We start from the raw sequence: 26,116 nt of genomic DNA, 5'->3' as shown, positions 1-26,116 counted from the left end.
CTTCAAGCCAGGGGCAAAGTTACAAACGGGGTTCGACCCGCATACGCTGGGGATTGCTCGGCACAGGCGGTCGGCCGTAGCGATCATCACCGGCACCGCCGAATGGATGCTCTTCTTCCGCTTCGTCGGCACGGGCCGCGGCCTTGGCAGCAGCAGCCTGTTCCTTGCGCGCATTGGCGGCGCGTTCGATGGGGAAGCGAATCGCGACGAATACCAGGTAGATGCCGAACGCGATCATGCCGTACATGAACAGATCGGAAATGGCCCGCCATGCGTTGTTACCGACCTTGAACAACAGGTCCAGGGCGGTAATGGCGATGGCCGGGGCGACCTTTTCCTTCACCGGGTCGATGATGGTCGGGCTGAACAGCAACACCGCCATCAGCACTCGCAGCGGTTCACGCAGCCAGCGCCACATCCAGCGGGTGATGCGCATCCACACCAACAGGCAGCCCAAAGCGGCAAAGGCGTAGAGGCCCCAAGCGATCAGATAGTCGTTCTCGGTCATGGTGTCCATGGCAAGGCAGGCAAAGAGGCGCTTATGATAACGGCTTTTCGCATGTCAGGCTTGCCCAATGCCAGTCGGTCGAGCATCCCCCCCTGTGGGAGCGAGCCTGCTCGCGAAGGCGGTGTGTCAAACAACAGAGATGTTTGATGTGCGACCCTCTTCGCGAGCAGGCTCGCTCCCACTGGTTGCGAAACCCCTATTTCGTATATTGATCGAGAGTCCTTCATGCCCCTATCCGCCAACGTTTCCGACGCCCCGATCGCCCGCAAGGCCGAAGGTGATGACCCGTATGCCTGGCTGCAGGAGCGCGACACCGCTGCGGTGCTCGACTACCTGAAGGCTGAAAACACCTATCAGGAGGCCCAAACCGCCGACCAGGCCGGGCTGCGTGAAACCCTGTTCGAGGAGATCAAGGGGCGGATTCTCGAAACCGACCTGTCCCTGCCCTCGCCTTGGGGGCCGTACTTGTATTACACGCGCACCACGGCGGGCGACGAATACGCCCGGCACTACCGCTGCCCGCGTCCGGCTGACGACAGCCTGAAACTCGATGAAAGCCAGGAACAACTGCTGCTGGACCCGAACGAGCTGGCCAAAGGCGGCTTCTTTTCCCTCGGTGCCTTCAGCATCAGCCCGGACCATCAGCGCCTGGCCTACAGCATCGATTCCACAGGCGATGAGATCTACACCCTGTTCGTGAAGGAATTGTCCGACGGTCGCGTCAGTGAACTGGAGTTCCAGGACTGTGACGGCAGCATGACCTGGGCCAACGACAGCCTGACCCTGTTTTTCGGCGAGCTGGACGACACCCATCGCCCGCACAAGCTGTTCCGCTATCGACTGGACGGCACAGCGGCCGAAGAAGTGTTCCATGAGTCGGATGGCCGCTTCTTCATGCACTGCTACCGTGCAAGTTCCGAGCAGCAGTTGCTGCTGTCTCTGGGCAGCAAGACCACCAGCGAAGTCTGGGTGCTGGATGCCAACCAGCCGCAGCAAGCCTTTACCTGCATCGCGCCACGGGTCGAAGACCATGAATACGATGTCGACCACGGCGCCCTGGACGGCCAATGGACCTGGTTCATTCGCACCAACCGTGACGGCATCAACTTTGCCCTGTACACCGCCGTCGATACCGGCGTCGCCCCCCTCGAATCCGCCTGGCAAAACCTGATCCCCCATAGCGACACCGTGATGATCGAAGGCATGAGCCTGAACGCTGGCGCCATGACCCTGAGCCTGCGCGAAGGTGGCTTGCCGATCATTGAAGTCTACCCACAGGACTTGCCGAGCTACCGGGTGCAACTGCCGGATGCGGCCTATAGCCTGCACGTGCAGAACAGCCTGGAATTCGTCAGCGAGCGCATTCGCCTGCGCTACGAAGCGCTGAACCGCCCAGCGCAGATCCGTCAGCTGGAACTGGTCAACGGTGAGCAGAAAGTCCTCAAGGAAACCCCGGTGCTCGGCCCGTTCGATGCCGATGCCTACGTCAGCCAGCGTTTGTGGGCCACGGCGCCCGACGGTACGAAAGTGCCAATCAGCCTGGTGGTCAAGCGCGAAGCGCTCGGCAAGCCGACGCCGCTTTATCTGTATGGCTACGGCGCCTATGGCGAAAGCCTCGACCCGTGGTTCTCCCACGCGCGCCTGAGCCTGCTCGATCGCGGCATGGCATTTGCCATCGCTCACGTGCGCGGCGGCGGTGAGCTGGGTGAAGCCTGGTATCGCTCCGGCAAGCAGGAGCACAAGCACAACACCTTCAGCGACTTCATCGCCTGCGCCGAACACCTGATCGCCAATGGCTTCACCACCGCGCCGCAACTGGCGATCAGCGGTGGCAGTGCCGGTGGCCTGTTGATCGGGGCGGTGCTCAACCAACGACCGGAATTGTTCGGCGCCGCGATTGCCGAAGTGCCGTTCGTCGATGTGCTCAACACCATGCTCGATCCGGACCTGCCATTGACCGTCACCGAGTACGACGAGTGGGGCAACCCTGAAGAACCGGACGTCCATGATCGGATCAAGGCCTACGCCCCGTACGAAAACGTCACTGCGCAAGCGTATCCCGCCACATTGGTGATCGCCGGCTACAACGACAGTCGCGTTCAGTACTGGGAAGCGGCCAAGTGGGTGGCCAAGTTGCGTGCGACCAAAACCGACACCAACCCCCTGCTGCTCAAGACCGAACTGGGCGCCGGGCATGGCGGGATGAGTGGTCGATACCAGGGATTGCGTGACGTAGCACTCGAATATGCATTTTTGTTCAAGGTTTTGGGCATTGCGTGAGGAACTTGGCCCGATGACTCGGTCTTAAGATCACTCATTCCCTGTGGGAGCGGCGGTGCGACGATTCGACTTGCCCGCGATGACGCCAGCACAATCAACATCATCGTTGCCTGTGACACCGCCATCGCGAGCAGGCTCGCTCCCACAAGGGATTGTGGGCATCCAAACCCCGGAAACCCGACACAACAATAAAGACTGCACGACATGTCAGAACCGACTCATCTGAACAACGAAATCCGCGACTGGCTGATGGACTGCGGCCTGTTCAACCAGCTGCTGCCGGCGGACTTCGCCGCGGCCTCCGGTTATTTCAGTATCAGCACCATTGCCCAGGGCGAAGAGATTTTCCACGAGGGCGATGCCGGCAGCTTCATGTGCATCATCCATACGGGCCAGGTGGCCGTGCAGAAGACCACCAGCGACGGCCAGCAGGTGACCATTGCCACGTTGCGCAGTGGCCGCTCGTTCGGCGAAATGGCCGTGCTCGATGGCGAACGCCGTTCAGCCAGCTGCGTGGCGGCGAGCCACTGCCAGTTGCTCAACCTGGGCAAGGATTCCCTGGAGAAGATGCTCAACGATGCGCCGAAAATCGCCGCCAAGATCATCCGCGCCCTTGCCGTGTCCCTCTCCAAGCGTTTGCGCATGGCCGACGGGCAACTGCTTTCGCAGCAGGTCTAGCCCCCCGGCGACTTGACCTTCGGCGGATTCTGCTCGATCCCCGGCACCGGCTGATCTTTGGTCGGCGGGCTGGGCATCTCGATGGGCACCAATGGCGGACCACCGCTGCCGGGGCCGACTTTGGGCAGGGGCGCAGGGGTGATCTGCGGATACGGCGTGGGCGTTGCGGTGCCAGGCGAACCGGGCATCGGTGCAGGACTGACGGGCGTGGTTTGCAACGGTTGGGCCTGCGCTGCAGTAATCGAGAGCGCGGCCAGGGCAATGACCGTTAGAATGGTGCGCTTCATCAATGGCTCCGTTGGCCTTGTTGTCATTTGCAGGCTACTCCCAACTGCGTCCGTTTGCCTTCCCCCTGCTGCCATTTTCTCCTCAAGTGAGCCCCATGAAACGTTTCGTTCTGCTCGACACCACCCCTATTCCCGAGAACGGCGGTGCCCTGTGCCTGTTCGAATACGGCGAGGATTTCGTCATCAAGATCCAGGGTGGTGACGGCGGACAACTGATGAACACGCGCATGCACGGTTCCGAGGATGCCCTGGCGGAAATCCCCTGCCGCAAAGTCGCCGGGCGCCCGAATTCCCGGGTGTTGATTGGTGGCCTGGGCATGGGCTTTACCCTCGCCTCGGCGCTCAAGCATTTGGGCAAGACGGCTGAAGTGGTGGTCGCTGAACTGGTGCCCGGCGTGGTGGAATGGAATCGCGGGCCATTGGGCGAGAAAGCCGGAAACCCGCTACTTGATCCGCGCACCGTCATTCGCATGGAAGACGTGGCCAAGGTGCTGCAGGCCGAGCCGCAAGGTTTCGATGCGATCATGCTCGATGTCGATAATGGCCCCGAAGGCCTGACCCAGAAAGCCAACAGCTGGCTGTATTCCGCCGGGGGCCTGAGTGCCTGCGCCAAGGCCTTGCGGCCAAAAGGCGTGCTGGCGGTCTGGTCGGCCAGCGCCGACCGGCAGTTTTCCGACAAACTGAAGAAAGCCGGGTTCAAGGCTGAGGAAGTGCAGGTCTTCGCCCACGGCAACAAGGGCACCCGCCACACCATCTGGATTGCCGAGAAGCTCAAGGGCTAGGCTAAACTTCACTCATAACCGTCATTTAGTCTTTTTACAAAGGTGAACCCATGAGTTCGTCCACCCCAACCAACACGTCGAAGCTCGATCGCATCCTCGCCGACAACCAGCGCGACAAGGAAATGGGCTACCGCGACAAGGCCCTGAAAATGTACCCGCACGTCTGCGGCCGCTGCGCCCGTGAGTTCTCCGGCAAGCGCCTGAGCGAATTGACCGTGCACCACCGCGACCACAACCACGACAACAACCCGCAGGACGGCTCGAACTGGGAACTGTTGTGCCTGTATTGCCACGACAATGAACATTCGCGTTACACCGACCAACAGTATTTCGGCGAAGGCTCGCTGAGCACGCCGAAGATTGCCAAGGCGACGCATAACCCGTTTGCGGCGTTGGCCGGGTTGATGAAGAAAGACGACTGAAGACTTTCAGCGACTGGGCCGGCCCCTTCGAGAGCAGGCTCGCTCCCACAGTGATTTTGTGTACACCACATATCCCATGTGGGAGCGAGCCTGCTCGCGAAGGCGGTATTACTGAAGCAACTCGGTATCAAGGACCTTGGAAGAATCGCCAATAACGCTTTCCGAGAGCTGCACAAAATCCTTGGTATCCAGGCTCCCCAACCGCATCGCCCCGCGCAACACATCATCCAGTGAACGCTTGTTACGGGTCTTCAGTCGGATCTCGCGATCCAGTTCCTGCAACAACACCACCGCTTTTGAAATCTGCGCCGGGCTGACCTGCTCGCCGCGCAAGGTCGTGACTTTCTGCCCATCCTTCGCCAAACGCCCCTGCAAACTCTGGTAACGCTCGTCACTCATGCCGCCGGCGCGGCGTATCAGTTCGATGGCGTAATACTCGGCAAAGCCTTCGCTGATCCAGTCACTGCGCTGCCGATCGTTGATCCGCCCGAACAGTTGCGCCAACTCGCGCACCAGCGCACTGGTGCCGCTTTCGCTGACCAGCGGCAAGCGGCTGTTCAGGTAAATGGACTCGTGCGCCGCAAGACTGCCGCGCCACATCGGATCGCTGGCGCCGACAATCAACAGCTTGGTGGGATGACGAGGAAACACGGCTTGCACTTGCGGCCAGACAAAGGTCAGCAGTGTCAGCACATCCATACGCCGCATGCCCTGCCCCTGGGGCGAGGCCACGGTGACTTCGGTTTCTCCCAGGCGGGTGCGACGACTGCCCAGGTGGCCGGCGAGCATCCAGCCGGTGGGCCGGTCGAACAAGCGGGAGACGTTGTCGATGCGGAATTTGTTCTTGCCGACTCGCGGCCAGGCGGTTTCGACGCTTTTCCAGCCGCTGGGCAACTCGAATTCGAGGCGTGAGACCAGCTCGATACCATCCTGCTGATCAAGTTTGGCCGGCGGCACCAAATCGTCACCGCGCAGCAACGCCCAGGTCGGGGTCATGCGCGTGTCGAAGCCGCCGCTTTTACGGCTGTGGCTGATGCGCACGCGATAGGTCAGGCTGGCCCTGTCGTTGGCTGGGCGCCAGACCCCTCGGGCCTGCTCGCCCGGTGTCAGCTGCCACTGGCCGTCGGCCTTGAAATCGCTGTAATGACTGCCGTCACCCAGGTTGAAGTCCAGGCTGCGGACCGCCGAGCCTTGCGCCAGCGTGAGGCGCACTTCAGCCTGGTCGCTTTGCGGCAACAGGCGTACGTGGTAATCCAGGTCGACTTTTTTCGCCGCCCACACAGGCGAACTCAGGGTCAGTAGCCCAACGACCAACGCCCGCTGCCATCCCCCAGCCATACACACTCCTTGGTGAAACAAGAACCCGCTGGACGTTTAACCGGCCCTGAAAATCAGGTGATCTTCCCAGTCATCTTCGGGGACGCTGCCTTCGGCGAGCATGCGACCGGACTGGGAAATGCGTTCGTGATGCACCGCATCGCGATCACCGCACACCAGGTGATGCCACAGCGGCAAGTCCTTGCCCTCGCTGACCAGGCGATAACCGCAGGTCGGCGGCAGCCATTTGAATTCGTCGGCCTTGCCCGGCGTGAGCTGGATGCAGTCCGGCACCGAGTCGCGACGGTTCGGGTAATCGCTGCACTGGCAGGTTTTCAGGTCCAGCAGTTTGCAGGCGATACGCGTGTAATAGACGCTGTTGTCGTCTTCATCTTCGAGCTTTTGCAGGCAGCACAGGCCGCAACCGTCGCACAGCGATTCCCATTCCTCCTGATCGAGTTGATCGAGGGTTTTGCGTATCCAGAACGGTTCGACTTTGGCGGCCATGGCTCAAGCATCTACATCAGGTGGTGAAAAGGCCGCCAGTCTAGTGCCAGCGGCCTTGCGGGCCAAGCACTGGCGACTGCCGGTAGATCGGGGCTTGTCAGTTTTTGCATCGCCAAGTAGCTTTGCCAGTCGCAAGGAGCCAAACCTGCGTGCCATTAACGCCCGATCGCGTTGCATTGCGGTGAATTGCCACGGCTCTCGACAAACCTTATCGCTCAGCCCAACTGTGCCCGCAGGTTTCAGACTTCCCTCACTTTAAAACGTAGCAAGGAATCTCTTGATGAGTGCAAACCCACGCGTTGCCGATTTCGCCATCCACCCTCAGTTTACCGATCGCTGGTCGCCTCGCGCCTTCACCGGTGAAACCATCCCCGAGGAAACCCTGCTGAGCTTCTTCGAAGCCGCACGCTGGGCGCCGTCGGCGTATAACTCGCAACCTTGGCGCTTTCTCTACGCGCGTCGCGACACGCCGAACTGGGAGCGTTTCCTGGGCCTGCTGAACGAGTTCAACCGTAGCTGGGCGCAACATGCCTCGGCACTGGTGATCGTGATCTCCAAGACCACCTTCGCGGTGCCTGGCGCCAGCGAAGAAACCCCGGCCCTGTGGCACACCTTCGACACCGGTTCGGCCTGGGGCCACCTGGCACTGCAAGCAAGCATCAGCGGCTGGCACACCCATGGCATGGCCGGTTTTGATCAGGAACTGACCCGCAAGGAGCTGAACATTCCCGAGGGCTATGCCCTGCACGCCGCCGTGGCGATCGGCAAACTGGGTGACAAAGCAACGCTGGCCGAGTACCTGCAAGCCCGTGAAGAGCCAAGCCCGCGTCGTCCGCTGAGCGAACTGGCTGCCGAGGGTGATTTCACTCTTTAAGCCACACCGCAAACCAATGTGGGAGCGAGCCTGCTCGCGAAGACGGCATGCCAGTCGAAACCTATAGTGACTGACACTCCGCTTTCGCGAGCAGGTTCGCTCCCACAGCTGATTCTGGCGGACTCAATAGCCGCGATTGAAATCCACTTCCCCGCGCAACGCCTCACCCGCCTGATACGCCCGCAGGTTTTCGACAAACAGCTTCACCATCAAGGATGGCGAAGTCGGCGCCGAACTGTGGCCGGTCAGCAGCAGACCCCAAGCGGTCCAGAACGGATGACGCTGCGGTAACGGCTCCTGACGGCAAACATCAATCACCGCCCCGGCCAGATGCCCTTCTTTCAAGGCTTCCACGAGATCCGCATCGACCACCGCCACGCCGCGCCCCACGTTGATGAACAATCCAGTCGGTTTGAATTGCTTGAACAGCGCTGCATTGTAGATATCGTGGGTGTTCGGGGTATTTGGCAGCAGATTCACGACGTAATCCACCTGCCCCACCAAGCGTGGCAAGTCGGCCAGCGAGCCGACTTCAGCAAACGGTGCTTGCTCGCGGGCTTCACTGGCGATGCCATACAGCTCGACACCAAAGGGGACGAGGAACTGCGCCACCGTCTGCCCGATATCACCGGTGCCGACGATCAGCACCTTGCGCCCCGCCAGACTCTGGCCATGGCGACTGTCCCATTTGCGCTCGACCTGGCTGACCAGCCGCGCCAGCACTTCACGTTCATGTCCGAGCATGTAGGTGAGCACGTACTCCGCCATGACCTGGCCAAAAATCCCTACCGCGCGTGTCAGGCGATAGTTACGCGGCAGGCCATCGGCCAGCAGCGGCGTGATGCCCGCCCAGGTCGATTGCAGCCAGTGTGGCTGGTGGCCTTGACGCAGCAGGGTCGCCAGCAGGTCGGGCTGGCCGAGCCAGACCGGACATTCGGCGGCCTGGCGGGCCAGTTCGGCGGAGTCACCGCTGGTCAGCACTTCCAGCTCCGGCGCTGCCTCGCGCAGCAGTTGGGCGTACACAGGGTGGTCGTGTTCAGCAATCAGAACGCGCATGCTTCAACCTTTCAAAAAACGCTGCAAACGGCCGCCGATGCAAAGTTGCTGCATCGGTGTGGCCATCGCCAAAATCATTCCAGTGTTTCACAAAGGCTCTGAACAGAGCCTTCCTGGCATCAGACCGGGTCGTTGCGTCGCAACAACTCTTCCGGCAAGTGCTCGATGTACTCTTCTTCGGCCGGCGGCATTTGCAGGTGGTAACCCTGCTTCTCGAGGTTCTCCAGCACGACGGTGATGTCCTCGCGCGACAGCTTGCGCTCGGGGGTCAGCACCAGGTCAAAAGCATGGATGGCTTTACCGAAGGCGGCCATCAGGGGTTCCGGTACACGCTCCAGTGCGTCGCTTTTGAGCACATAGAGGTACATTTCGTTTTTCTTCGAACTACGGTAGATAGAGCAAATACGTTTCAAGGCTGTTCTCCGGCGGTGACCAGGCTGTCGAGCAGCGCCTGGCCCATCAATTCGCGGCGCCAGCCACGCAATGAATCAGGCAATTGGTAAGGTCCATTGGGGAAGCCGCTCTTGAGCAGCGCCTCCAGGGTTTTCTTGCGCAGCATCAGCTCTGGCGCAATGTTCAGGCGCTCGGCCTCGGCCTGGCCGATGGCTTTCATCTGCTTGAGCAGTGCGGCGGCATCCACCGGCAGCGGCTCCGGCACGGCGGGCGGCCATTGATCAGGCGACACACTGCCAGAGCGCTTGATCAGATCAAGCAGAAATTCGCCGTCCTGACGCACGGTCCGCGGGTGCATGTCTTCTATTTTCGCCAATGCACCGAGGTTGTCCGGTTGCGTACGCGCCAGAGGCCACAGCGAATGCTCGCGGATGATCCGGTTGCGCGGCAGATCACGGGCACGGGCCTCTGTCTCACGCCAGGCACAGAGTTCACGCAATACGGCAAGTTGTGCGCGGGACAGTTTCCAGGCCAGCTTGGCATCGCGATAGACCTCGTACGGATCGGTCTCGCGGCGCAGGTTGGCCACCAGCTCGGCACCGTCTTCCAGGACCCAGGCGTATTTCGCTTCGGAAAGCTTCGGACGCAGCTGTATGAAAACCTCCGCCAGATGCACGGCATCTTCAGCGGCATAGCTGATCTGTGTTTCGGAAAGCGGACGTTGCAGCCAGTCGGAACGGGTTTCGCCTTTGGGCAAGTCGATACCAAGCACTTCCTGCACGAGCCGTGAATAGCCCATGGAAAAACCCAGGTTCAGGTAAGCGGCAGCCAGTTGCGTGTCGAACAACGGCGCCGGCAGGCTGCCGGTCAGGCGCAACAGGACTTCCAGGTCTTCGCTGCAGGCATGGAGGACCTTGACCACCGCCGGGTTTTCCAGCAACACGGCAAGAGGTTGCCAGTTGTCGATGGTCAGGGGGTCAATCAGGTAGGCGCGCGTGCCGTCGCCGACCTGTAACAGGCCAGCAATCGGATAGAAGGTGTCGACCCGCATGAATTCGGTGTCGAGGGCAACGTAGGGCAGCTGCTGCCATTCGGCGCAAAACCGGCCGAGGCTATCGTTGTCGCGAATCCAGTGAATATCGATGGCCACACGGCTCTCCCTTGAAGAATGGCGCGCAGTATATATCGCCACCAGCGATTTCCGCGCATCCACTGAACAAGAGCTTTAGCGAAAATACCTGCTTAACAAAAAGAATAGTCCGACAAAGCCGAGCTAACCGACCTTGCGCAACACGTAAACCCGCATTGGCGCGCAACCGGGCAGAAAATCCTGATGGCTGAGCAAACGAAAGCCCGCCCGCTTGAACTCGGTTTCCACTTCAATCCTGCTCACCAGTGGTCGGTCTGCGAGCCCCTCCACGTCGGCATGCCGAGCCTTGAAACGACCACCGGCTCGCACTGCCACAATCACCGTATCGCGACTGACCCGGTGAAACTCGCCAAGCATTGCCAAACGATGATCAGGGTTGGCGATGTGTTGAAACAGTTGCATGCAAAAAATGCAGTCAACCGCATTCTCCGAAAGGCCAATGGAGAAGGCTGAACCTTGAAAGGTTCTGACCCGCCTCAACAGACTCGGTGAATGGTGGGTTCGGGCATGGTCGAGCATGCTCTGGGAGGGATCGGATGCCAGAATCACCCGGTTCGCGTGCTCGGCCAGCATCGGCCAGAAGCGTCCGACACCGCACGCCACATCGAGGATCAGCCCAGGCTCGCCCGCGACCTTGAGTGCATGACGCACCAGTTGTTCCTCACGCCAGAGTGCCAACCGCCCGGTCAGGGTCTGCGCGCGCGGCTGTGAACAGACGCGGGCGTGTTCCTGGTCGTAGCGCCGGACAAACTCAAGCTCAATAGCGGATGGACACTGGGCAGACATGTTCTATAGCTCTTGGGGATCCCTTGACTGGCCGCCGGTGAGCGGCCGTTGCGTGAAAATAAGACCGGCGCATCATTCCTTGGCCAACACGCCGTCGATTACCGCGCCACGGCAACCGGCAAACATATCCAGATCCTGGTTGTAGACCTTGCTGCTGACCTCCAGCAGCCCCAGCATCGAATGGAACAGATTGTCCTGGCTCAGCGGCTTTTCACGGCTCAGTTGCAGGCAATGGGTGTCCACTGAAAATGATTTTTGATAGCTGTCAGAGAACCAGGCCAGCATCGCCACATGCTTCTGTTGATCCGGCGCAAGCATGTAAGGCGTGCCGTGCAGGAACAGGTTGTACTCACCCAGGGATTCACCGTGATCCGACAGGTACAGCATCGCGGTATCGACCTTGTCCTGGTTGCTGCGCAGCAGATCGATCAGGGTCGACAGCACATGATCGGTGTAGACCAGTGTGTTGTCGTAGCCGTTGACGATACTTTCGCGACTGCAATTGTTCAGCGCATTGCTTTCACAGACCGGGGTAAAGCGTTCGTACTCTTTCGGGTAGCGTTTGAAGTATTCCGGGCCGTGACTGCCCATCTGGTGCAACACCAGGACCGTGTCTTTATCCAGGTTATCGATAAAGTGCTGCAGACCTTGCAGGAGGATTTCATCGCGGCATTCACTGTTGGCGCACAACACCGGGTCTTTCAGGTTGCTGACATCGTCGAGTGTCACCCGGTCGCAAGTACCTTTGCAGCCGGACTGGTTGTCGCGCCAGATCACATCAAGCCCGGCACGCTTGAGCACATCCAGCAAGCCTTCTTCATTTTTCGCCTTGCTGGCGTTGTAATCCTTGCGACCCATATTGGAAAACATGCAGGGCACCGATACGGCGGTTTCCGTGCCGCAGGAATGCACATCGGTAAACGCGATCAGACCTGCCTCTTTTTCCAGTTTTGGCGTGGTGTCGCGGTCATAACCGAGGATTCCGAAGTTCTCCGCCCGGGCACTTTCGCCCACCACCAATACCGTCAGGGATTTGCGGCCATGGTTTTGCCAGGCAGGATTTCGCTGGGCGTCTTCACCGACTTTGACGAAAGGTTGTCGCGCAGAAGCGACCTGCTCACGCAAGTAACCGAATGAAGCACCAATGTAGTTGCTTGGCACCACCATCAGGCGCAACTCATGGTGGTTGCGAAACAGCGACGAAAGGCCCTGATAATTAATCAGTGCCACACCACCAATCACCGCCACCGATGCGACACTCACCACAACCTTACTTAATAATTCACGATGCCAACGACGATAGTTAACTGGCGTCTTCCACAACACCCACGATGGCAAAACACCAAGCAGCACAATATAAAACAGCAACTTTATCGACAGTAAGCCACGCACTTCCGTGACATTGGTTTCAGCAAAGTTGCGCAGCATGCCAGCGTCGATCAATACACCATATTGGCTCATGAAGTACGCCACGCCTGCACTGATCATGAACAACAATGTCAGGGCCGGCTTCATCAGGGGACGGAACGCCAGCAGGGTAAGCACAATATTGAAGGCCGCGAGGATCATCGCCCCGAACGCCAGGCGCATGACGATGCCCCTGCCGTCTGCCGCAGTGATTTCAAACAGGTGTTGCCATAACACCAAATTGAAGGCAGTCAATAAAAAGGCGCTGGCAATCAGTGTCATCCACTCCGGGCGCACGGCTTTAATCTTCAACATGATGATTGGCTGTTCCTGAAAAGAAGTGCCCTCGGCAAATGTGAAAATTTCATTTACCGTGACAACACTAACTTTAGGCAGACGACCATCAATTTTTTGTGAAAAAGAAGCCAACGATTAGTTGGCCTTTTAGATTCTTATGAAAGTTCCGGATTATTTGAGAATGATTCAGCTCGGGTTCAGGTCATTCCAATACGCCCGCTCCAGGGAGCTGTGCCCGATAGTGTGCCCGCATCATCCAAACGGCTGATACACCATCACGAGCAAGCTCGCCCCTACACGCCGATGGCGGTCTTGGTGTACGACTCGCGATCGATGTCGAGAATCTCTACACACAACTGGACCTCAACGCCCGCCGGCCATTCACACAGATCCTTCACCACCGCCAGCAGGCTTGCGGACAACTGCTGCTTGATCTGCGGTGAACGCCCGCTCAACAGTGCCAGCTTCACATGCACGAACGCCCGCTCCGCCAATGCGGTACCGACCTTGAACGTCTCGACCTTCACCGCGCGACTCTTGATGTCGAACTCGGCACCGAACTGGCCAGACCCCACCAACGCATTATTGAGCCGTATCAACGCCACATCGGCATTCAGATCTGGCAGGTTGGCGGTGTATTCCAGGTGCAGGTGAGGCATGGCGTAACTCCTGTAGGTTGGTAAAAAGGTCGTACATGTAACAAAGCGCTGCCCTATTCACTGGGGCAGCGACAGCAGATTGCGCTCTCCCATGAACGTTTCAAGTCGTGAGCGCAGCCAGCGTTCGGCAGGATCGCTGTCGACATGACTGAGCCAGACCATGGACAGCTCAAGGGTCGGGGTCTTGAAGGGAAATGCCTCCTTGTACAACTGGCCGGACGCCGCCATCGCCTCGGCGGTGTAATCCGGCAGGCTGGCGATCAGATCCGTCCCGGCCAGCAACGCCGGCAACGAACTGTATTGCGGCACCGAAAGCACCACCTGACGAGAACGACCGATCTGGGCCAGCCATTCATCGGCGAACCCGCTGACATTGGCGATATGGGACACCAGCACATGCGGCCGCGAGCAGTATTCGTCGAGGGTCAGTGGTGTATCGGACGCATCGGCACGCAGCACACTGGGATAGATGTGTCGCAACAATTTGCGCTTGGCATTGGCCGGCAGACCGCGACTCTGGGTAATACCTACTGTTATATCGCCTGACGCCAGCAAATCGGAAATCCGCCAGTGATCGACATTCTGCACCACGAACACCACCTTCGGCGCCTCCTGGCGCAGCGCGTGCAGGAACGGCGGTAACAGTCCGTATTCGACATCGTCAGACATGCCGATACGAAATGTCATGGTGCTGCTGCTCGGGTCGAAGTCATGGGTGAGGCTCAACGCCACCGACAACGAATCCAGCGCCGGCGACAGGTGCCGAAAGATTTCTTCGGCCCGGGCCGTTGGCTCCATGCGATGACCGACGCGAATGAACAACGGATCGTTGAACATCGTACGCAAGCGGTTGAGTGCCGAACTGATGGTGGGCTGCCCGAGAAACAACTTCTTGGCCACCTTGGTGACATTGCGCTCAAGCATCAGCGTTTCAAACACCACCATCAGGTTGATGTCGGCCTTGCGTAGTTCGTTGCGATTCATCCATTGCCCCCGCGCCCATTCACTAGCGACAGTGTAGGGAGGTGTCGCAACCGGCGTCTATGCGACTGAAGGCGTGCCGCAAGTATTTTGCGTTTAATGCAAATGCGAGCACGCGACGCGTCCTACATCCTCTTCCTGATTCAGTTGCTCATCTGGCGGGAACGACAGGCGTTCCTAAGCTCAGGAAGTGCCGGGCGATACCGGCCTGGTTACTCACAATCCATCAAACTAAAGGAGCAGCCTGATGGCTAGAGATAAAGCAAAAGACGACAAACACTTCAACTGCACCCAGCCTCACGAAGCCGACTACGTTGCCGGTCTTTACCCTCACGCCAAGGAAGAGGTCAAAACCTTCCTGGCATCGGCCTGCAAGGATAAATCCCTGCACAACTCTACCCACAAAGACGTCTACGATCTGATCAAAAGAAAGCTGGGCCACTCGCAACCCTGAGGCCGCCCGACTGAAATGAAGCTGCTCTTGCAGAGCAGCTTCACCGCGCCGAGCCTAAATTTCCTTGATAGGGGTCTGATCGCAAGTCCCTTTGATCAAATTGATCGCATGCACGCAATCCGACCGGTTGACGTAAGCCTCGCCACTGGCAATCGTTTCATGATTTCCCGCCCGTAAACGCCACCGCCACTGGCCTTTACCGGTCAGAAGGGTGCCACGGGTTTGCCTGTAGATCTCAAAATACATGGGTCGCTCCTTGCGATTGCTGTTTACGACAGGCCTGTGACCTGCGAAGGCCAGAGTAGAAGAAGATTTTTGGAGATGGAGGGATTGAGTGTCAGGGATTATTTCGAGGAGAACCCCTTTAGACTCAAGGCGCGCAGGGAATTCGGAGGTCAGTAAATAAAGTGACTGGGAGAGGTAAGTTTTCCCATGAATCGGCATATTTTTCTTACACGGGATTGATGCTTGATCTGACGCTCAACGCTCCGACAGAAAAGCCGAAAACAAAAAAGCCCCGTAACTTTTCAGCTACGGGGCTTTTTCTATGTATGGCGGAGAGATAGGGATTCGAACCCTAGGTACCGGTGAAGGTACAACGGATTTCGAATCCGTCCCATTCGGCCACTCTGGCATCTCTCCAACGGCGCGCATCATAACAACACTTTCGCTGGAAGCGAACCCCCTTTCGCGAAATATTTCTGTGCTATCAGATGCTTGCGTCGGTTAAAGCGGTACGCCCAGACGATTGGCCACTTCTTCGTAGGCTTCGATGACGTCACCGAGGCCCTGACGGAAGCGGTCCTTGTCCATTTTCTTCTTGGTGTCCTTGTCCCAGAGGCGGCAGCCGTCCGGGCTGAACTCGTCACCCAGTACGATGGAGCCATCGCTGAACACGCCGAATTCCAGCTTGAAGTCCACCAGCAGCAGGCCGGCGTCGTCGAACAGCTTGGTCAGTACTTCGTTGACCTTGAGCGACAGCTCCTTCATGCGGACCAGTTGCTCGGCGGTGCCCCAACCGAATGCCACGACGTGGGATTCGTTGATGAACGGGTCGCCCTTGGCGTCGTCTTTCAGGAACAGTTCGAAGGTGTAAGGGTTGAGCTTCATGCCCTCTTCAACGCCCAGGCGCTTGACCAGGCTGCCGGCAGCGTAGTTACGCACGACGCACTCGACCGGAATCATGTCCAGCTTCTTCACCAGGCACTCGTTGTCGCCCAGCAGTTTGTCGAATTGAGTCGGCACGCCGGCTGCTTCGAGTTTCTGCATGATGAAGGCATTGAACTTGTTGTTCACCATGCCTTTGCGGTCGAGCTGCTCGATGCGCTTGCCGTCGAACGCCGAGGTGTCGTTGCGAAACAGCAGGATCAAGCGGTCAGCGTCGTCGGTCTTGTAAACCGACTTGGCTTTGCCGCGGTAGAGTTCTTCACGTTTTTCCATGATGGGCTCCGCTTGCTAAGTAGATGGGCTAGGCGATGTATCGCCAGTCGAGCCCTGAATCTTGATCGGCCAGTTGCAGCCAGTCCGGGTCGCACCCGAGGGTGTCGACAAAACATTGCCGGGCCAGCTGCGGCAGGTTGTTCTTGCTGCTCAGATGGGCCAGGACCAGGTGTTGCAGGCCTTGCCAGCCCAACTCGGCCACCAGGAATGCCGCCTGATGGTTGTTCAAATGTCCCAGTTCGCCGCCCACCCGCTGCTTGAGAAAGTACGGGTAGTGACCGCGAGCCAGCATGTCACGGCAATGGTTGGCCTCGATCATCAATGCATCGAGATCCCGATAGCCGTCCAGCACCTTGCTGCAATACGAGCCCAGGTCGGTCAACAGGCCAAAGCGCCGCTCACCGTCACTGAACACATATTGCGTCGGCTCCTGCGCATCGTGGGCCACGGCAATGACACCAATGCTCAAGTCGCCGATCTGCAATTGCTCACCCCCCGCCAGGAAGCCTGCGGGTTCGATGGGCTTACGCATGCCGCGCAGTGTCCCACGACTGAGGTGGACAGGCAGATTGTAGCGCCGAGACAGCAAACCCACGCCATGCACGTGGTCGGCATGTTCGTGGGTCACGAGTATCGCGCTCAGCTGCGCAGGGTTGACACCCAGGCGCAGCAGGCGTTTTTCGGTTTCCCGCAGGGAGAAACCACAATCCACCAGCACATACGTATCAGCGCTGGCTATCAGCGTGCCGTTCCCTTGGCTACCGCTGCCGAGAACGGCAAAACGCATGTGATCAGCCCAGATTGTCCTGAATCACAGTCAACACTTTACGCGCCACGTCAGCTGGCGCCACAGTGTTGATGTTCTTTTCCACGGTGACCTGGACGCTCTCGCCGACCTTGCTCAGGCGGACCTGATAACGCTCGGCGCGGGCTTCAACTTCTTCCTTGTCCGGCTTGCTGCCAAACAGACCACTGAAGAAACCTGGCTTGTCATCCTTCTTCTCGGCCTTCTCGGCCAAGTTGATGTAGTACAGGCCCAGGCTGCGGTTGATGTCTTCAACACGCCATTCGCCCTGCTCCAGCGCACGGCCGACGCTCGACCAGGCACGATCCAGGTCGGAGCCGACGTTCAGGACAGGGTTACCACTGCCGTCCACGCTCAGGCTGACACGGCTTGGGGTGTCGAAATCACGGGAGGCCAGCATGGAGACCGAACCGCCCTTCTCCGAGATGCGGCTCATGCTCGCGAGCATGTCGTCGACCAGAGCTGCGTCCAGGCCGGTATTGACCGAGCGATTGGTGAAGGCGACGTCGGCGGTGCTGCCGGCAGGACGCTCGGCGCTGACCACGTAGACTTCACTGGTGTTGCGTTGCACGCCGGGCTCGATACGCACCCGCACGCGAGTCTCGCTATCGGTGGCGACGCCCGCCGCGCTGAGGCGCTTGGCCATGGCTGCCGACAGCTCATCGGAATGCTGCCAGGTCGTGGTGAACTCGCCGGTTTGCGGGCGCTGTTCATCCAGTCGGAAACCGTTGTCCTGGAAGAACTGCACAGCCACGGGCCAGACTTCAGCCGGCGGGTTCTGCGCCAGGATCGAACGCGAATCGCCGCTCTTCTGCAGGGAGTAGGCGCTGGCGTCAGCTGAAGCCGACAATGGCTGCGGCCGAGGAACGATGTATTCACCTTTGACGGTGTCATCGGCCACATTGCGAGGGATCGGCAGCAGCGGGTCCAGACGCTTGGCGGTCTGGACATCCGGCGGCAGTTGCATCGGTGCAGTCTGTTGCGCTTCCAGGTAGTCGCTACCACGGTCACGGAAATAACCTTCCGGGCCCCAGATCCATCCGCAGCCACTGGTGCTGGAGATAATCAAGGCAAGTGCGGAAAGTCCGGCCATTCGCTTCATGCGTTGTACTTCCTCAATTAAACCAGGACGCCGGACAAGCGCATGGCCTGACGCAGCGGTTCGTGACACTCGGCGCTGAGCCAGGTGAGCGGCAGACGGATACCGTCCGGCATCAAGCCCATTTCATGCAGCGCCCATTTCACGGGAATAGGGTTGGATTCGATAAACAGGGTTTTATTGAGTGGCATCAGCTTTTCATGAATGGCACGTGCCTTCTCGGCGTCACCGTTCAAAGCGGCGATGCACAGGTCGGCCATGTCGCGCGGGGCAACGTTGGCGGTGACCGAAATATTGCCCTTGCCGCCCAGCAGGATCAGCTCGACCGCGGTGGCATCGTCACCGGAAATCACCAGGAAATTGCTGCTGACACCATCGATGATCGCTTTGGCGCGCGCCAGGTCGCCGGTGGCTTCCTTGATGCCGATGATGTTCTTGACGGTCGACAGACGGATCACGGTCTCGGCCTGCATGTCGCACGCGGTGCGACCTGGCACGTTGTAGAGGATCTGCGGGATGTCGACGGCTTCGGCAATGGCCTTGAAGTGCTGGTACAGGCCTTCCTGGGTCGGCTTGTTGTAGTACGGCGTGACCAGCAGGCACGCATCGGCGCCGGCGGTTTTCGCGTTGGTCGTCAGCTCGATGGCTTCGCGGGTCGAGTTGGCGCCAGTACCGGCGATCACCGGAATGCGGCCATTGACCTGCTTCACGACGCGACGGATGACTTCGATGTGTTCATTCACATCAAGGGTGGCCGATTCACCTGTAGTGCCGACCGCCACGATGGCGTGGGTGCCGTTTTGCAGGTGAAAGTCCACCAGTTTGCTCAGGCTGTCCCAGTCGAGATTACCTTGTGCATCCATGGGTGTGACCAGTGCCACCATACTGCCCGCAATCATGCAACCGCTCCTGCCGGAAAAAGAGAGCCGTAATGGTACTGGCGCCAAGATGCTTGTACAAGCGAAGTACTGCGCTGCCGCCATTCCCCTTGGCGCTGCTTTTCGCTACCCTTCAGACTTTGATCGGTACTGACCGGCTCGTCCGTCGGGTTTCAGCCTCCATTTTCGGCATCACAAGCCCCATTCCTGCGTTGCCAGCGCCCGCTCCTGCCATACTGGAGCACGTTGCAACCGGTGTCTGGAGCTTTCTGAGTTCGCATCCGCAGGTTTGCCCCCGGTAAAACAAGCCGACAAAAGTACCGACCGCTCATCGCTTTAGGAATGCTGCATGTCCACCCCCACAGTTCGCGAACAATTCCTTGTCATCAGTGCCCTTGGCGCCAACCCCATGGAGCTGACTAACGTCCTGTGCCGCGCCAGCCATGAAAACCGCTGCGCCGTGGTCACCTCTCGCCTGACCCGTCATGGCGAGTGCAGTGCGCTGGTCCTTGAAGTCTCCGGCAGCTGGGACGCCCTGGCGCGCCTGGAAGGCAGCCTGCCAGTGCTGGCAAAGCGGCACGCCTTCACCGTCAATGTGGTACGCAGCGCCGCCCTGGAGAATCGCCCCCAGGCCTTGCCCTATGTGGCCTATGTCAGCTCGGCCTACCGCTCGGACATCATCAACGAGCTGTGCCAGTTCTTCATGGACCACAACGTCGAGCTGGAAAACCTGACGTGCGACACGTATCAGGCACCGCAAACCGGCGGCACCATGCTCAATGCCACGTTCACCGTGACCTTGCCGGCCGGCGTACAAATCAGCTGGTTGCGTGATCAGTTCCTGGATTTCGCCGATGCGCTGAACCTGGATGCCCTGATCGAACCGTGGCGCCCACAAAACCCAATGTAAGGAAGCTTCCATGGCTGTTGCCATTGACCAACCGGTTGCCGATTTCGAAGCCCCCGCCACCAGCGGGCAAACCGTCAGCCTGGCGGCCCTCAAAGGCAAGCAGGTAGTGATCTACTTCTATCCGAAGGACAGCACACCGGGCTGCACGACCCAGGGTCAGGGCTTTCGCGATCAACTTGAAGCCTTCAAAGCGGCAAATACTGAAGTGTTCGGCGTGTCCCGCGACAGCCTGAAATCCCACGAGAACTTCAAGGCCAAGCAAGCATTCACGTTCGAGCTGATCAGCGACAAGGAAGAGGCGCTTTGCCAACTCTTCGACGTGATCAAATTGAAAAAGCTGTACGGCAAGGAATACATGGGCGTGGATCGCAGCACGTTCCTGATCGACAAGAACGGCGTGTTGCGTCAGGAATGGCGCGGCGTGAAGGTGCCGGGGCATGTTGATGCTGTTTTGGCAGCGGCTCAGGCCCTCAACAAAGCCTGAATTTTTGGCGCCGGTCCTGGCGCCTTCCCGAGCAGGCTCGGTCCCACATTGGATTTGTGTTCACCACGAACCACCTGTGGGAGCGAGCCTGCTCGCGAAGAGGCTATCAACCTCACCGAACAAATCAGACCCAACCGTTACAGCAACGGCGCCACCACCGGCTCCTTGCGCGGCCACGCGTCCAGCACAGCTTTAAACAGGGTCGCCAGGGGAATCGCGAAGAACACGCCCCAGAACCCCCACAACCCGCCAAACAGCAGCACCGCACAGATGATCGCCACCGGATGCAGATTGACCGCCTCCGAGAACAGCAACGGCACCAGCACGTTGCCATCGAGCGTCTGGATGATCCCGTAAACCGCCATCAAATAGATGAACTGATCGCTCCAGCCCCACTGGAACAAAGCAATCAGCAACACTGGCACGGTCACCACAACAGCCCCGACGTAGGGCACCACCACCGACACCCCCACCAGCAACGCCAACAGCGCCGCATAATTGAGTTCCAGGACGACAAAAGCGATGTAGGTCACGCCACCGCAAATGAAGATCTCGATGACCTTGCCGCGAATGTAGTTGGCGATCTGCCGGTTCATTTCATGGGCGACACGGGTGATCAGCGCTCGCTCGCGGGGCAGGTAACCGCGTACCCACTGGCCGATCATCGCCCGGTCCTTCAGGAAGAAGAAAACCAGAATCGGCACCAATACCAGATAGATCATGATGTTGACCAACAGCGGCAGGCTCGACAGCGAGAACGTCAGCGCCCACTGCCCGAACTTGCCGATCTCGCCCCGCGCCACTTCGATGGCCTGCAGCACCTGCTCGTCGGACACCAGGTGCGGATAGCGCTCCGGCAGCAGCAATAGCAGCGATTGCCACTTGGCGAGCATGCCTGGCAACTCGTTGAACAAGGTGATCAACTGATGCCACAGCAGCGGCACCACCACCACGATGAAAACCAGCAACACGCCCATGAACAGCGCAAAGACCAGCCCCACCGCGGCCCCGCCGGGCACGCGCAGTCGCTCGAGGGTCAGCACCAGCCCCTGCATCAGGTACGCCAGCACCATCCCCGCCAGCACCGGCGCCAGCATGCCACCCAGCGTCAGCACGGCGGTGAACGTCAGGAACAGCAAAACTGCCAGAACCACGGCTTCTTCATCGGAGAAGTAACGCTGAATCCAGTCGCGTAACACTTTGAACATCAATAATCCTTAAGAACAAATGCCGCAGGTTTCAGGCCTTTTTCAGCCAGTAGCGGTACACGCCAGCCTCATCTTCTTCACGAAGCAGCGTATGACCGGCCAATCGGGCAAAGGTGCGAAAGTCGCGCTGCGATCCCCCATCGGTGGCGATCACCTTGAGCACTGCACCACTGCCCATCCGGTTAAGCTCCATCTTGGCCTTGAGTAACGGCAACGGGCAATTCAAGCCACTGGCGTCCAATTCAACGTCATGGGCTACAGCGTCAGTCATTGCATCACTCCGGTTCAGGTGGTTGAGTGGCCTAGAATATCTGGTCGCAAGGCTGGTGTCCGGCTACAGTAAGGTCTTTGTCGACTAAGGCTCTGTGCATGACTTTTCTGCGCCCTACCCTGCTGACGCTCGCTTGCCTGCTCGCCTCACCGGGCTTCGCCGACGATCTGCCGTCACTCGGCGACGCCAGTTCTGCCATTGTCTCGCCGCAGCAGGAATACCAGTTGGGCCGCGCATGGCTGGCGCTTCTGCGCAGCCAGGTGTCACAACTCAACGATCCACAGCTCAAGGACTATGTCGAATCCAGCGTTTACCGGCTGGTAGAGACCAGCCAGGTCAATGACCGGCGCCTGGAATTCATCCTGATCAACAGCCCGCAGCTCAACGCCTTCGCAGCACCCGGGGGCATTGTCGGGGTCAACGGTGGCTTGTTCCTGAACGCTCAGACTGAAGGCGAATATGCCTCGGTACTGGCTCACGAATTGGCTCACTTGTCGCAGCGCCACTTCGCCCGTGGCGTCGAAGCCCAACAGCGCATGCAAGTACCGATGATGGCCGCGCTGCTGGCCGGGATCGTGATTGCAGCAGCAGGCGCCGGCGACGCCGGGATCGCCGCCATCGCGGGCACTCAGGCGGCGGCCATTCAGGAACAGCGGCGGTTCTCGCGCCAAAACGAACAGGAAGCTGACCGCATCGGCCTTCTCAATCTGGAGAAGGCCGGTTACGACCCGCGCTCGATGCCCACCATGTTCGAGCGCCTGGGGCGTCAGTACCGCTTCGATGCCAAGCCACCGGAGTTCCTGCTGACTCACCCGGTAACCGAATCCCGGATTGCCGACACCCGTAACCGCGCTGAACAGGCTCCACAAGGCGGTATCGAGGATTCACTGCGCTATCAATTGATTCGCGCACGGGTGCAACTGATCTATGAGGAAACGCCTGGATTGGGTGCCAAGCGCTTCCGGGCGCAACTGGATGAAAATCCGAAAAGCGATGTTGCTCGCTATGGCTTGGCGATCGCCCAGATCAAGGGCGGCCAATTGAACGAAGCGCGGGAAAACCTCAAGCTGCTGCTGGCCAAATCGCCGAACGAGATCATTTACAACCTCGCGCAAATCGATCTGGATATCACCAACAATCGCCTTTCGGATGCGCAGTCCCGAGTGGACCGGATGCTGACTCAGTATCCCGGCAACTATCCGCTCAATCAGGTACGCGTCGATCTGCTGCTGAAACAGAACCGTGCCGCCGATGCCGAAAAAGCGCTCGAAGGCTTGCTCAAATCGCGCCCGGATGATCCGGACGTGTGGTATCAGGTGGCCGAGACTCGCGGCCTGTCAGGCAACATCATTGGCTTGCATCAGGCACGTGCAGAGTACTTCGCCCTGGTCGGCGATTATCGTCAGGCCATCCAGCAGCTGGATTTCGCCAAGCGCAAGGCTGGCAGCAACTTCCCACTGTCGTCACGCATCGATGCCCGCCAGCGGGAGCTGATGGAGCAGGAACGCATGATCAAGGACATGATGGGCTGACCGTTTCGGAAACGGTCAATTTCTGGCACAAAAAAACCGCCTCTTGCGAGGCGGTTTTTTTATTCAGCCGACAACTGGATCATTCGGCCAGTTTGAAGGTAATGAAGCTGGCGCGATTTTGACGCAGCACCCGCATCGACACCGAGCGATTCTTCGGCAACGCCTTGGCGATGTCAGTGAATTGCTTGGTGGACTCGATGGCTTGATTGTTCAAATGAGTAATGATGTCACCTGGCTGCAAGCCGATCATCGCAGCAGGCCCTTCCTGAACCTCCTTGATCAGCACACCGCCTTTTAGGTCGTAGGTTTTCTTCTGCTCGGCGGTCAGTTCGACGACCGAAACACCGAGACGATTGCTGCTGCTCTCGACGCTCGATTTCGGCAAAGCATCCAGCTCCTTGTCTTCGTCAGGAATGGCACCGACCGTCAGCTCGACATTTTTGCGTTTGCCTTCACGAATCACGTCCAGATTGGCCTTGGAGCCAGCTTTCAGTGCACCGACCAGATGCGGTAGATCGGCGGACATCACGATCGGTTGACCATTCATGCTCAGGATCACGTCGCCCACTTGCAGGCCACCCTTGGCTGCCGGACCGTCATCCTGGATCTGAGCGACCAGCGCACCGGCCGGTTTCTCCAGACCGAACGACTCGGCCAGATCCTTGTTCACTTCCTGGATCACCACGCCCAACCAGCCACGACTGACTTTGCCACCGCTTTTGAGCTGATTCGAAACATCCATGGCCACGTCGATAGGAATCGCGAACGACACGCCCATGAAGCCACCGGAGCGGGTGTAGATCTGCGAGTTGATCCCGACCACTTCGCCATTCAGGTTGAACAGCGGTCCACCGGAGTTACCCGGGTTGATCGGCACGTCGGTCTGGATGAACGGCACATAGTTTTCGTTCGGCAGGCTGCGACCGACGGCACTGACGATGCCTTGGGTCACCGTGTGGTCAAAGCCAAACGGTGAGCCGATTGCCACGACCCATTGGCCGGCTTTCAGGTCCTGGGATTTGCCGAGCTTCAGGACCGGCAGATCCTTGCCTTCGATTTTCAACAAGGCCACGTCAGAGCGCGGGTCAGTGCCGATCAGCTTGGCCTTCATTTCACTGCGGTCAGCGAGGCGCACGAGAATCTCGTCGGCATCGGCAATCACGTGGTTGTTGGTCAGGATGTAACCATCCGGGGAAATGATGAAACCCGACCCCAGGGATTGAGCTTCACGCTGGCGATCACCACGAGGCGTGCGCGGCTGTGGCGGCATCCCTCGCTCGAAAAACTCGCGCAGCATCGGCGGCAAGCCTTCGAGATCAGGCATCTGCTGATTCACTTTGCGATCCGGCAGTTTCTGTGTGGTACTGATATTCACCACGGCGGGCGAGGCCTGCTCGACCAGCTGCGTGAAGTCAGGCAATTCGACCGCTTGCGCAGCGACCGCCTGACCGAGCACCAGCACGGTGGCAAAAATGGAGAGATAAGACTTCAAACGTGGTATCGACATACGGCTCCCGTTACGACGAGCATGGTTAAGCGATATGGATCAAGGAACACCGGGAAAGATACGCCGGTATTTTTGTTCCGGGAACAACAAACAAGGCCAGAGCCGAGGGGCTCTGACCTATAAAAAATTCCGGGGGGATTTGCAAACTGAAATGCTCACGAAACATTTCGATCTCAGCTCACTGCTGGGTGGCTGCAGCGGCATCGGTACGCATGGATAACGCAATCCGTTCAGCGGTGCCAGCCGGGATCTCACCAACCACGGTCACCATCATTTCGCCTTGCGGGGTGGTCAGGCGCCGGGAAACCGCAACGGTAGGCCCCAGCTGAGTACGGGTGTCGATGACTGCAGCGCCATTCAACTGCTCCAGGAACACCGAAAAACGCGCCAGGCCATCGTCATACAGCAAGCTACTGACCTGGGTTTTGGTCTCGGGATCCTTGCGTGCGGTACTGCTGGTCAACTCAAAACCAGGAGGCAACCAGTCCGAATGCCACTCTTGTGCCGCTTTTACCGCCGAAGCCTTATTGCTTTCGAGGTTGACTACTTTGCAATCAGCGCCAGGCTGCAATTCACTGTCGGAGGGAACATCCGCGGTATCCAGTTGCGTGAACTGGAATCGCTCCAACAATCGCCCTTTGTCATCGAGCAACAATGATTTGAGTGGCAGGCCGGTTTCTTTGTCCAGATGCAGTTCAAAGCCATAGCGGTGCTGATCGCGAGGCGTCAGCGAAACAATCACTGCCGCACGCCCGGCCACACGCGACTTGCCGATGACGGCAAGGTCGTACCAATTCTTGAGCTTTTGTGGATCGAGTGCGCGAGCTGCGGAGTTTGGAGAGTCTCCCAGCCCTGCGATCAGGTTGCCGCTGACGCATTGAGTATGCCCATCAATGCGTACGACCTCCTGTGCCGAGCCATCGAGCTGGAGTAAACGCTCGCGGACCTTCCCATCCTGGACGCGGTGCCAGATGTTGTGGGTAGAAAAACTACCGTTACGCTCGTAGATGAATGTACCGCGAAAGCTTTGCTGCTGCTCGGCTTGACCAAGACGGGTCAACCAGTCCTGGGCTTCATCGGCGTGGGCTGGCACGACAAACCAGCCACCAAGCAGAAGCGTAAGTAGAGGTATGGCGCGCATGAT

At 58.9% G+C, this 26,116-nt stretch carries 29 protein-coding genes and 1 tRNA gene; 9 read left to right on the top strand and 21 right to left on the bottom strand.

Translation table 11 applies throughout. The annotated features are described in order from the left end of the window. Positions 1-19: 19 nt before the first annotated feature. On the bottom strand, positions 20-517 hold the full coding sequence (locus HNQ83_RS18870) for an MFS transporter (RefSeq protein WP_175390327.1): 498 nt from the start codon (positions 515-517) through the stop codon (positions 20-22). 216 nt (positions 518-733) lie between these two features. On the opposite strand from HNQ83_RS18870, the gene HNQ83_RS18865 reads away from it, so the two are divergent. Together HNQ83_RS18865 and HNQ83_RS18860 are read left to right on the top strand one after the other, a co-directional pair. Then, on the top strand, positions 734-2,788 hold the full coding sequence (locus HNQ83_RS18865; RefSeq protein ID WP_175390326.1) for a S9 family peptidase: 2,055 nt from the start codon (positions 734-736) through the stop codon (positions 2,786-2,788). A gap of 204 nt (positions 2,789-2,992) precedes the next feature. After that, the gene (locus tag HNQ83_RS18860) at positions 2,993-3,466 is read left to right on the top strand and encodes a cyclic nucleotide-binding domain-containing protein (RefSeq protein ID WP_175390325.1); all 474 of its coding nucleotides are present in this window, start codon (positions 2,993-2,995) and stop codon (positions 3,464-3,466) included. On the opposite strand, the gene HNQ83_RS18855 is transcribed toward HNQ83_RS18860, so the two are convergent. Then, positions 3,463-3,753: a hypothetical protein gene (locus HNQ83_RS18855; RefSeq protein ID WP_175390324.1), complete on the bottom strand. Its 291-nt coding sequence runs from the start codon at positions 3,751-3,753 to the stop codon at positions 3,463-3,465. The two genes, HNQ83_RS18860 and HNQ83_RS18855, sit on opposite strands and share 4 nt — an antisense overlap. A gap of 95 nt (positions 3,754-3,848) precedes the next feature. Here HNQ83_RS18855 and HNQ83_RS18850 point away from each other — a divergent pair, with 95 nt between their 5' ends. Next, positions 3,849-4,535, top strand: coding sequence for a spermidine synthase (locus tag HNQ83_RS18850; RefSeq protein WP_007898703.1), 687 nt, complete (start codon positions 3,849-3,851; stop codon positions 4,533-4,535). A 50-nt stretch (positions 4,536-4,585) separates the two neighbouring features. After that, complete coding sequence (locus tag HNQ83_RS18845; protein ID WP_008034789.1) at positions 4,586-4,957, top strand: YajD family HNH nuclease; 372 nt, start codon at positions 4,586-4,588, stop codon at positions 4,955-4,957. 108 nt (positions 4,958-5,065) lie between these two features. Here the strand turns inward: HNQ83_RS18845 and HNQ83_RS18840 are convergent, their stop codons facing one another. After that, the gene (locus HNQ83_RS18840) at positions 5,066-6,295 is read right to left on the bottom strand and encodes a hypothetical protein (RefSeq protein ID WP_175390323.1); all 1,230 of its coding nucleotides are present in this window, start codon (positions 6,293-6,295) and stop codon (positions 5,066-5,068) included. A gap of 36 nt (positions 6,296-6,331) precedes the next feature. Further along, positions 6,332-6,781: a YcgN family cysteine cluster protein gene (locus HNQ83_RS18835; RefSeq protein ID WP_095195502.1), complete on the bottom strand. Its 450-nt coding sequence runs from the start codon at positions 6,779-6,781 to the stop codon at positions 6,332-6,334. Between the two features lie 280 nt (positions 6,782-7,061). On the opposite strand from HNQ83_RS18835, the gene HNQ83_RS18830 reads away from it, so the two are divergent. Beyond that, complete coding sequence (locus HNQ83_RS18830; protein WP_175390322.1) at positions 7,062-7,655, top strand: nitroreductase family protein; 594 nt, start codon at positions 7,062-7,064, stop codon at positions 7,653-7,655. A gap of 123 nt (positions 7,656-7,778) precedes the next feature. Here the strand turns inward: HNQ83_RS18830 and HNQ83_RS18825 are convergent, their stop codons facing one another. The 7 genes from HNQ83_RS18825 to HNQ83_RS18795 all read right to left on the bottom strand — a co-directional run bounded on the left by HNQ83_RS18825 (position 7,779) and on the right by HNQ83_RS18795 (position 14,387). Then, positions 7,779-8,711 (bottom strand): D-2-hydroxyacid dehydrogenase, encoded by a 933-nt coding sequence (locus tag HNQ83_RS18825; protein ID WP_175390321.1) that lies wholly within the window; start codon positions 8,709-8,711, stop codon positions 7,779-7,781. Between the two features lie 119 nt (positions 8,712-8,830). Continuing rightward, positions 8,831-9,124, bottom strand: a complete 294-nt coding sequence (locus HNQ83_RS18820; protein ID WP_175390320.1) for a YcgL domain-containing protein — start codon at positions 9,122-9,124, stop codon at positions 8,831-8,833. Next, the gene (gene rnd, locus HNQ83_RS18815) at positions 9,121-10,254 is read right to left on the bottom strand and encodes a ribonuclease D (RefSeq protein ID WP_175390319.1); all 1,134 of its coding nucleotides are present in this window, start codon (positions 10,252-10,254) and stop codon (positions 9,121-9,123) included. The genes HNQ83_RS18820 and rnd overlap by 4 nt, the downstream gene beginning before the upstream one ends. A gap of 123 nt (positions 10,255-10,377) precedes the next feature. Continuing rightward, on the bottom strand, positions 10,378-11,040 hold the full coding sequence (locus HNQ83_RS18810; protein WP_175390318.1) for a class I SAM-dependent methyltransferase: 663 nt from the start codon (positions 11,038-11,040) through the stop codon (positions 10,378-10,380). 72 nt (positions 11,041-11,112) lie between these two features. Next, entirely contained in the window at positions 11,113-12,762 is a 1,650-nt protein-coding gene (locus tag HNQ83_RS18805; protein ID WP_175390317.1) for a phosphoethanolamine transferase, read from the bottom strand. A gap of 275 nt (positions 12,763-13,037) precedes the next feature. Then, on the bottom strand, positions 13,038-13,403 hold the full coding sequence (locus tag HNQ83_RS18800) for a 5-carboxymethyl-2-hydroxymuconate Delta-isomerase (protein ID WP_175390316.1): 366 nt from the start codon (positions 13,401-13,403) through the stop codon (positions 13,038-13,040). A 57-nt stretch (positions 13,404-13,460) separates the two neighbouring features. Continuing rightward, positions 13,461-14,387 carry a LysR substrate-binding domain-containing protein gene (locus tag HNQ83_RS18795; RefSeq protein ID WP_175390315.1) on the bottom strand — a complete coding sequence of 309 codons (927 nt, stop codon included), beginning with the start codon at positions 14,385-14,387 and terminating at the stop codon, positions 13,461-13,463. A gap of 244 nt (positions 14,388-14,631) precedes the next feature. Between HNQ83_RS18795 and HNQ83_RS18790 the strand changes: the two genes are divergently transcribed. Continuing rightward, on the top strand, positions 14,632-14,838 hold the full coding sequence (locus HNQ83_RS18790; protein ID WP_160108636.1) for a hypothetical protein: 207 nt from the start codon (positions 14,632-14,634) through the stop codon (positions 14,836-14,838). A gap of 54 nt (positions 14,839-14,892) precedes the next feature. Here the strand turns inward: HNQ83_RS18790 and HNQ83_RS18785 are convergent, their stop codons facing one another. From HNQ83_RS18785 to dapA, 6 genes are all read right to left on the bottom strand, one after another. Beyond that, complete coding sequence (locus HNQ83_RS18785; RefSeq protein ID WP_175390314.1) at positions 14,893-15,084, bottom strand: DUF1508 domain-containing protein; 192 nt, start codon at positions 15,082-15,084, stop codon at positions 14,893-14,895. 306 nt (positions 15,085-15,390) lie between these two features. After that, positions 15,391-15,480: transfer RNA gene (locus HNQ83_RS18780), tRNA-Ser, on the bottom strand. An 84-nt stretch (positions 15,481-15,564) separates the two neighbouring features. Continuing rightward, on the bottom strand, positions 15,565-16,278 hold the full coding sequence (gene purC, locus HNQ83_RS18775) for a phosphoribosylaminoimidazolesuccinocarboxamide synthase (protein WP_175390313.1): 714 nt from the start codon (positions 16,276-16,278) through the stop codon (positions 15,565-15,567). Positions 16,279-16,306: 28 nt separating this feature from the next. Next, positions 16,307-17,065: an MBL fold metallo-hydrolase gene (locus tag HNQ83_RS18770; RefSeq protein WP_175390312.1), complete on the bottom strand. Its 759-nt coding sequence runs from the start codon at positions 17,063-17,065 to the stop codon at positions 16,307-16,309. A gap of 4 nt (positions 17,066-17,069) precedes the next feature. Then, positions 17,070-18,185 (bottom strand): outer membrane protein assembly factor BamC, encoded by a 1,116-nt coding sequence (bamC, locus tag HNQ83_RS18765; protein ID WP_175390311.1) that lies wholly within the window; start codon positions 18,183-18,185, stop codon positions 17,070-17,072. A 17-nt stretch (positions 18,186-18,202) separates the two neighbouring features. Further along, positions 18,203-19,081 (bottom strand): 4-hydroxy-tetrahydrodipicolinate synthase, encoded by an 879-nt coding sequence (gene dapA, locus HNQ83_RS18760; RefSeq protein WP_175390310.1) that lies wholly within the window; start codon positions 19,079-19,081, stop codon positions 18,203-18,205. Between the two features lie 328 nt (positions 19,082-19,409). Here dapA and HNQ83_RS18755 point away from each other — a divergent pair, with 328 nt between their 5' ends. Both HNQ83_RS18755 and HNQ83_RS18750 read left to right on the top strand, forming a co-directional pair. Continuing rightward, complete coding sequence (locus HNQ83_RS18755; RefSeq protein ID WP_056856013.1) at positions 19,410-19,970, top strand: glycine cleavage system protein R; 561 nt, start codon at positions 19,410-19,412, stop codon at positions 19,968-19,970. Between the two features lie 10 nt (positions 19,971-19,980). Further along, positions 19,981-20,454 (top strand): peroxiredoxin, encoded by a 474-nt coding sequence (locus tag HNQ83_RS18750; protein ID WP_175390309.1) that lies wholly within the window; start codon positions 19,981-19,983, stop codon positions 20,452-20,454. A 137-nt stretch (positions 20,455-20,591) separates the two neighbouring features. Here HNQ83_RS18750 and HNQ83_RS18745 read toward each other — a convergent pair whose 3' ends face one another. Together HNQ83_RS18745 and HNQ83_RS18740 are read right to left on the bottom strand one after the other, a co-directional pair. Further along, on the bottom strand, positions 20,592-21,662 hold the full coding sequence (locus HNQ83_RS18745; protein WP_175390308.1) for an AI-2E family transporter: 1,071 nt from the start codon (positions 21,660-21,662) through the stop codon (positions 20,592-20,594). A gap of 31 nt (positions 21,663-21,693) precedes the next feature. Then, entirely contained in the window at positions 21,694-21,933 is a 240-nt protein-coding gene (locus HNQ83_RS18740; RefSeq protein WP_175390307.1) for a sulfurtransferase TusA family protein, read from the bottom strand. Between the two features lie 98 nt (positions 21,934-22,031). Here HNQ83_RS18740 and HNQ83_RS18735 point away from each other — a divergent pair, with 98 nt between their 5' ends. Beyond that, complete coding sequence (locus HNQ83_RS18735) at positions 22,032-23,465, top strand: M48 family metalloprotease (protein WP_175390306.1); 1,434 nt, start codon at positions 22,032-22,034, stop codon at positions 23,463-23,465. 79 nt (positions 23,466-23,544) lie between these two features. Here HNQ83_RS18735 and HNQ83_RS18730 read toward each other — a convergent pair whose 3' ends face one another. Both HNQ83_RS18730 and HNQ83_RS18725 read right to left on the bottom strand, forming a co-directional pair. Continuing rightward, positions 23,545-24,972: a DegQ family serine endoprotease gene (locus HNQ83_RS18730; RefSeq protein WP_175390305.1), complete on the bottom strand. Its 1,428-nt coding sequence runs from the start codon at positions 24,970-24,972 to the stop codon at positions 23,545-23,547. A gap of 178 nt (positions 24,973-25,150) precedes the next feature. Further along, positions 25,151-26,113, bottom strand: a complete 963-nt coding sequence (locus tag HNQ83_RS18725; protein WP_175390304.1) for a MucB/RseB C-terminal domain-containing protein — start codon at positions 26,111-26,113, stop codon at positions 25,151-25,153. Positions 26,114-26,116: the final 3 nt, after the last annotated feature.

The organism is Pseudomonas sp. C2B4, from assembly GCF_013359695.1.
Classification (GTDB): domain Bacteria; phylum Pseudomonadota; class Gammaproteobacteria; order Pseudomonadales; family Pseudomonadaceae; genus Aquipseudomonas.
The sequence above is the reverse complement of the archived record's forward strand: the minus strand, read 5'-3'. Positions and strand labels throughout refer to the sequence as shown.

Coding starts and splice junctions, on each gene's coding strand:
- HNQ83_RS18830 (WP_175390322.1), top strand. CDS start 7,062: ATGAGTGCAAACCCACGCGTTGCCGATTTCGCCATCCACCCTCAGTTT.
- dapA (WP_175390310.1), bottom strand. CDS start 19,081: ATGATTGCGGGCAGTATGGTGGCACTGGTCACACCCATGGATGCACAA.
- HNQ83_RS18795 (WP_175390315.1), bottom strand. CDS start 14,387: ATGAATCGCAACGAACTACGCAAGGCCGACATCAACCTGATGGTGGTG.
- HNQ83_RS18835 (WP_095195502.1), bottom strand. CDS start 6,781: ATGGCCGCCAAAGTCGAACCGTTCTGGATACGCAAAACCCTCGATCAA.
- purC (WP_175390313.1), bottom strand. CDS start 16,278: ATGGAAAAACGTGAAGAACTCTACCGCGGCAAAGCCAAGTCGGTTTAC.
- HNQ83_RS18800 (WP_175390316.1), bottom strand. CDS start 13,403: ATGCCTCACCTGCACCTGGAATACACCGCCAACCTGCCAGATCTGAAT.
- HNQ83_RS18870 (WP_175390327.1), bottom strand. CDS start 517: ATGGACACCATGACCGAGAACGACTATCTGATCGCTTGGGGCCTCTAC.
- HNQ83_RS18770 (WP_175390312.1), bottom strand. CDS start 17,065: ATGCGTTTTGCCGTTCTCGGCAGCGGTAGCCAAGGGAACGGCACGCTG.
- HNQ83_RS18735 (WP_175390306.1), top strand. CDS start 22,032: ATGACTTTTCTGCGCCCTACCCTGCTGACGCTCGCTTGCCTGCTCGCC.
- HNQ83_RS18805 (WP_175390317.1), bottom strand. CDS start 12,762: ATGTTGAAGATTAAAGCCGTGCGCCCGGAGTGGATGACACTGATTGCC.
- HNQ83_RS18745 (WP_175390308.1), bottom strand. CDS start 21,662: ATGTTCAAAGTGTTACGCGACTGGATTCAGCGTTACTTCTCCGATGAA.
- HNQ83_RS18825 (WP_175390321.1), bottom strand. CDS start 8,711: ATGCGCGTTCTGATTGCTGAACACGACCACCCTGTGTACGCCCAACTG.
- HNQ83_RS18790 (WP_160108636.1), top strand. CDS start 14,632: ATGGCTAGAGATAAAGCAAAAGACGACAAACACTTCAACTGCACCCAG.
- HNQ83_RS18845 (WP_008034789.1), top strand. CDS start 4,586: ATGAGTTCGTCCACCCCAACCAACACGTCGAAGCTCGATCGCATCCTC.
- HNQ83_RS18850 (WP_007898703.1), top strand. CDS start 3,849: ATGAAACGTTTCGTTCTGCTCGACACCACCCCTATTCCCGAGAACGGC.
- HNQ83_RS18750 (WP_175390309.1), top strand. CDS start 19,981: ATGGCTGTTGCCATTGACCAACCGGTTGCCGATTTCGAAGCCCCCGCC.
- HNQ83_RS18855 (WP_175390324.1), bottom strand. CDS start 3,753: ATGAAGCGCACCATTCTAACGGTCATTGCCCTGGCCGCGCTCTCGATT.
- HNQ83_RS18755 (WP_056856013.1), top strand. CDS start 19,410: ATGTCCACCCCCACAGTTCGCGAACAATTCCTTGTCATCAGTGCCCTT.
- HNQ83_RS18725 (WP_175390304.1), bottom strand. CDS start 26,113: ATGCGCGCCATACCTCTACTTACGCTTCTGCTTGGTGGCTGGTTTGTC.
- bamC (WP_175390311.1), bottom strand. CDS start 18,185: ATGAAGCGAATGGCCGGACTTTCCGCACTTGCCTTGATTATCTCCAGC.
- HNQ83_RS18730 (WP_175390305.1), bottom strand. CDS start 24,972: ATGTCGATACCACGTTTGAAGTCTTATCTCTCCATTTTTGCCACCGTG.
- HNQ83_RS18785 (WP_175390314.1), bottom strand. CDS start 15,084: ATGTATTTTGAGATCTACAGGCAAACCCGTGGCACCCTTCTGACCGGT.
- HNQ83_RS18865 (WP_175390326.1), top strand. CDS start 734: ATGCCCCTATCCGCCAACGTTTCCGACGCCCCGATCGCCCGCAAGGCC.
- HNQ83_RS18810 (WP_175390318.1), bottom strand. CDS start 11,040: ATGTCTGCCCAGTGTCCATCCGCTATTGAGCTTGAGTTTGTCCGGCGC.
- HNQ83_RS18860 (WP_175390325.1), top strand. CDS start 2,993: ATGTCAGAACCGACTCATCTGAACAACGAAATCCGCGACTGGCTGATG.
- HNQ83_RS18740 (WP_175390307.1), bottom strand. CDS start 21,933: ATGACTGACGCTGTAGCCCATGACGTTGAATTGGACGCCAGTGGCTTG.
- HNQ83_RS18840 (WP_175390323.1), bottom strand. CDS start 6,295: ATGGCTGGGGGATGGCAGCGGGCGTTGGTCGTTGGGCTACTGACCCTG.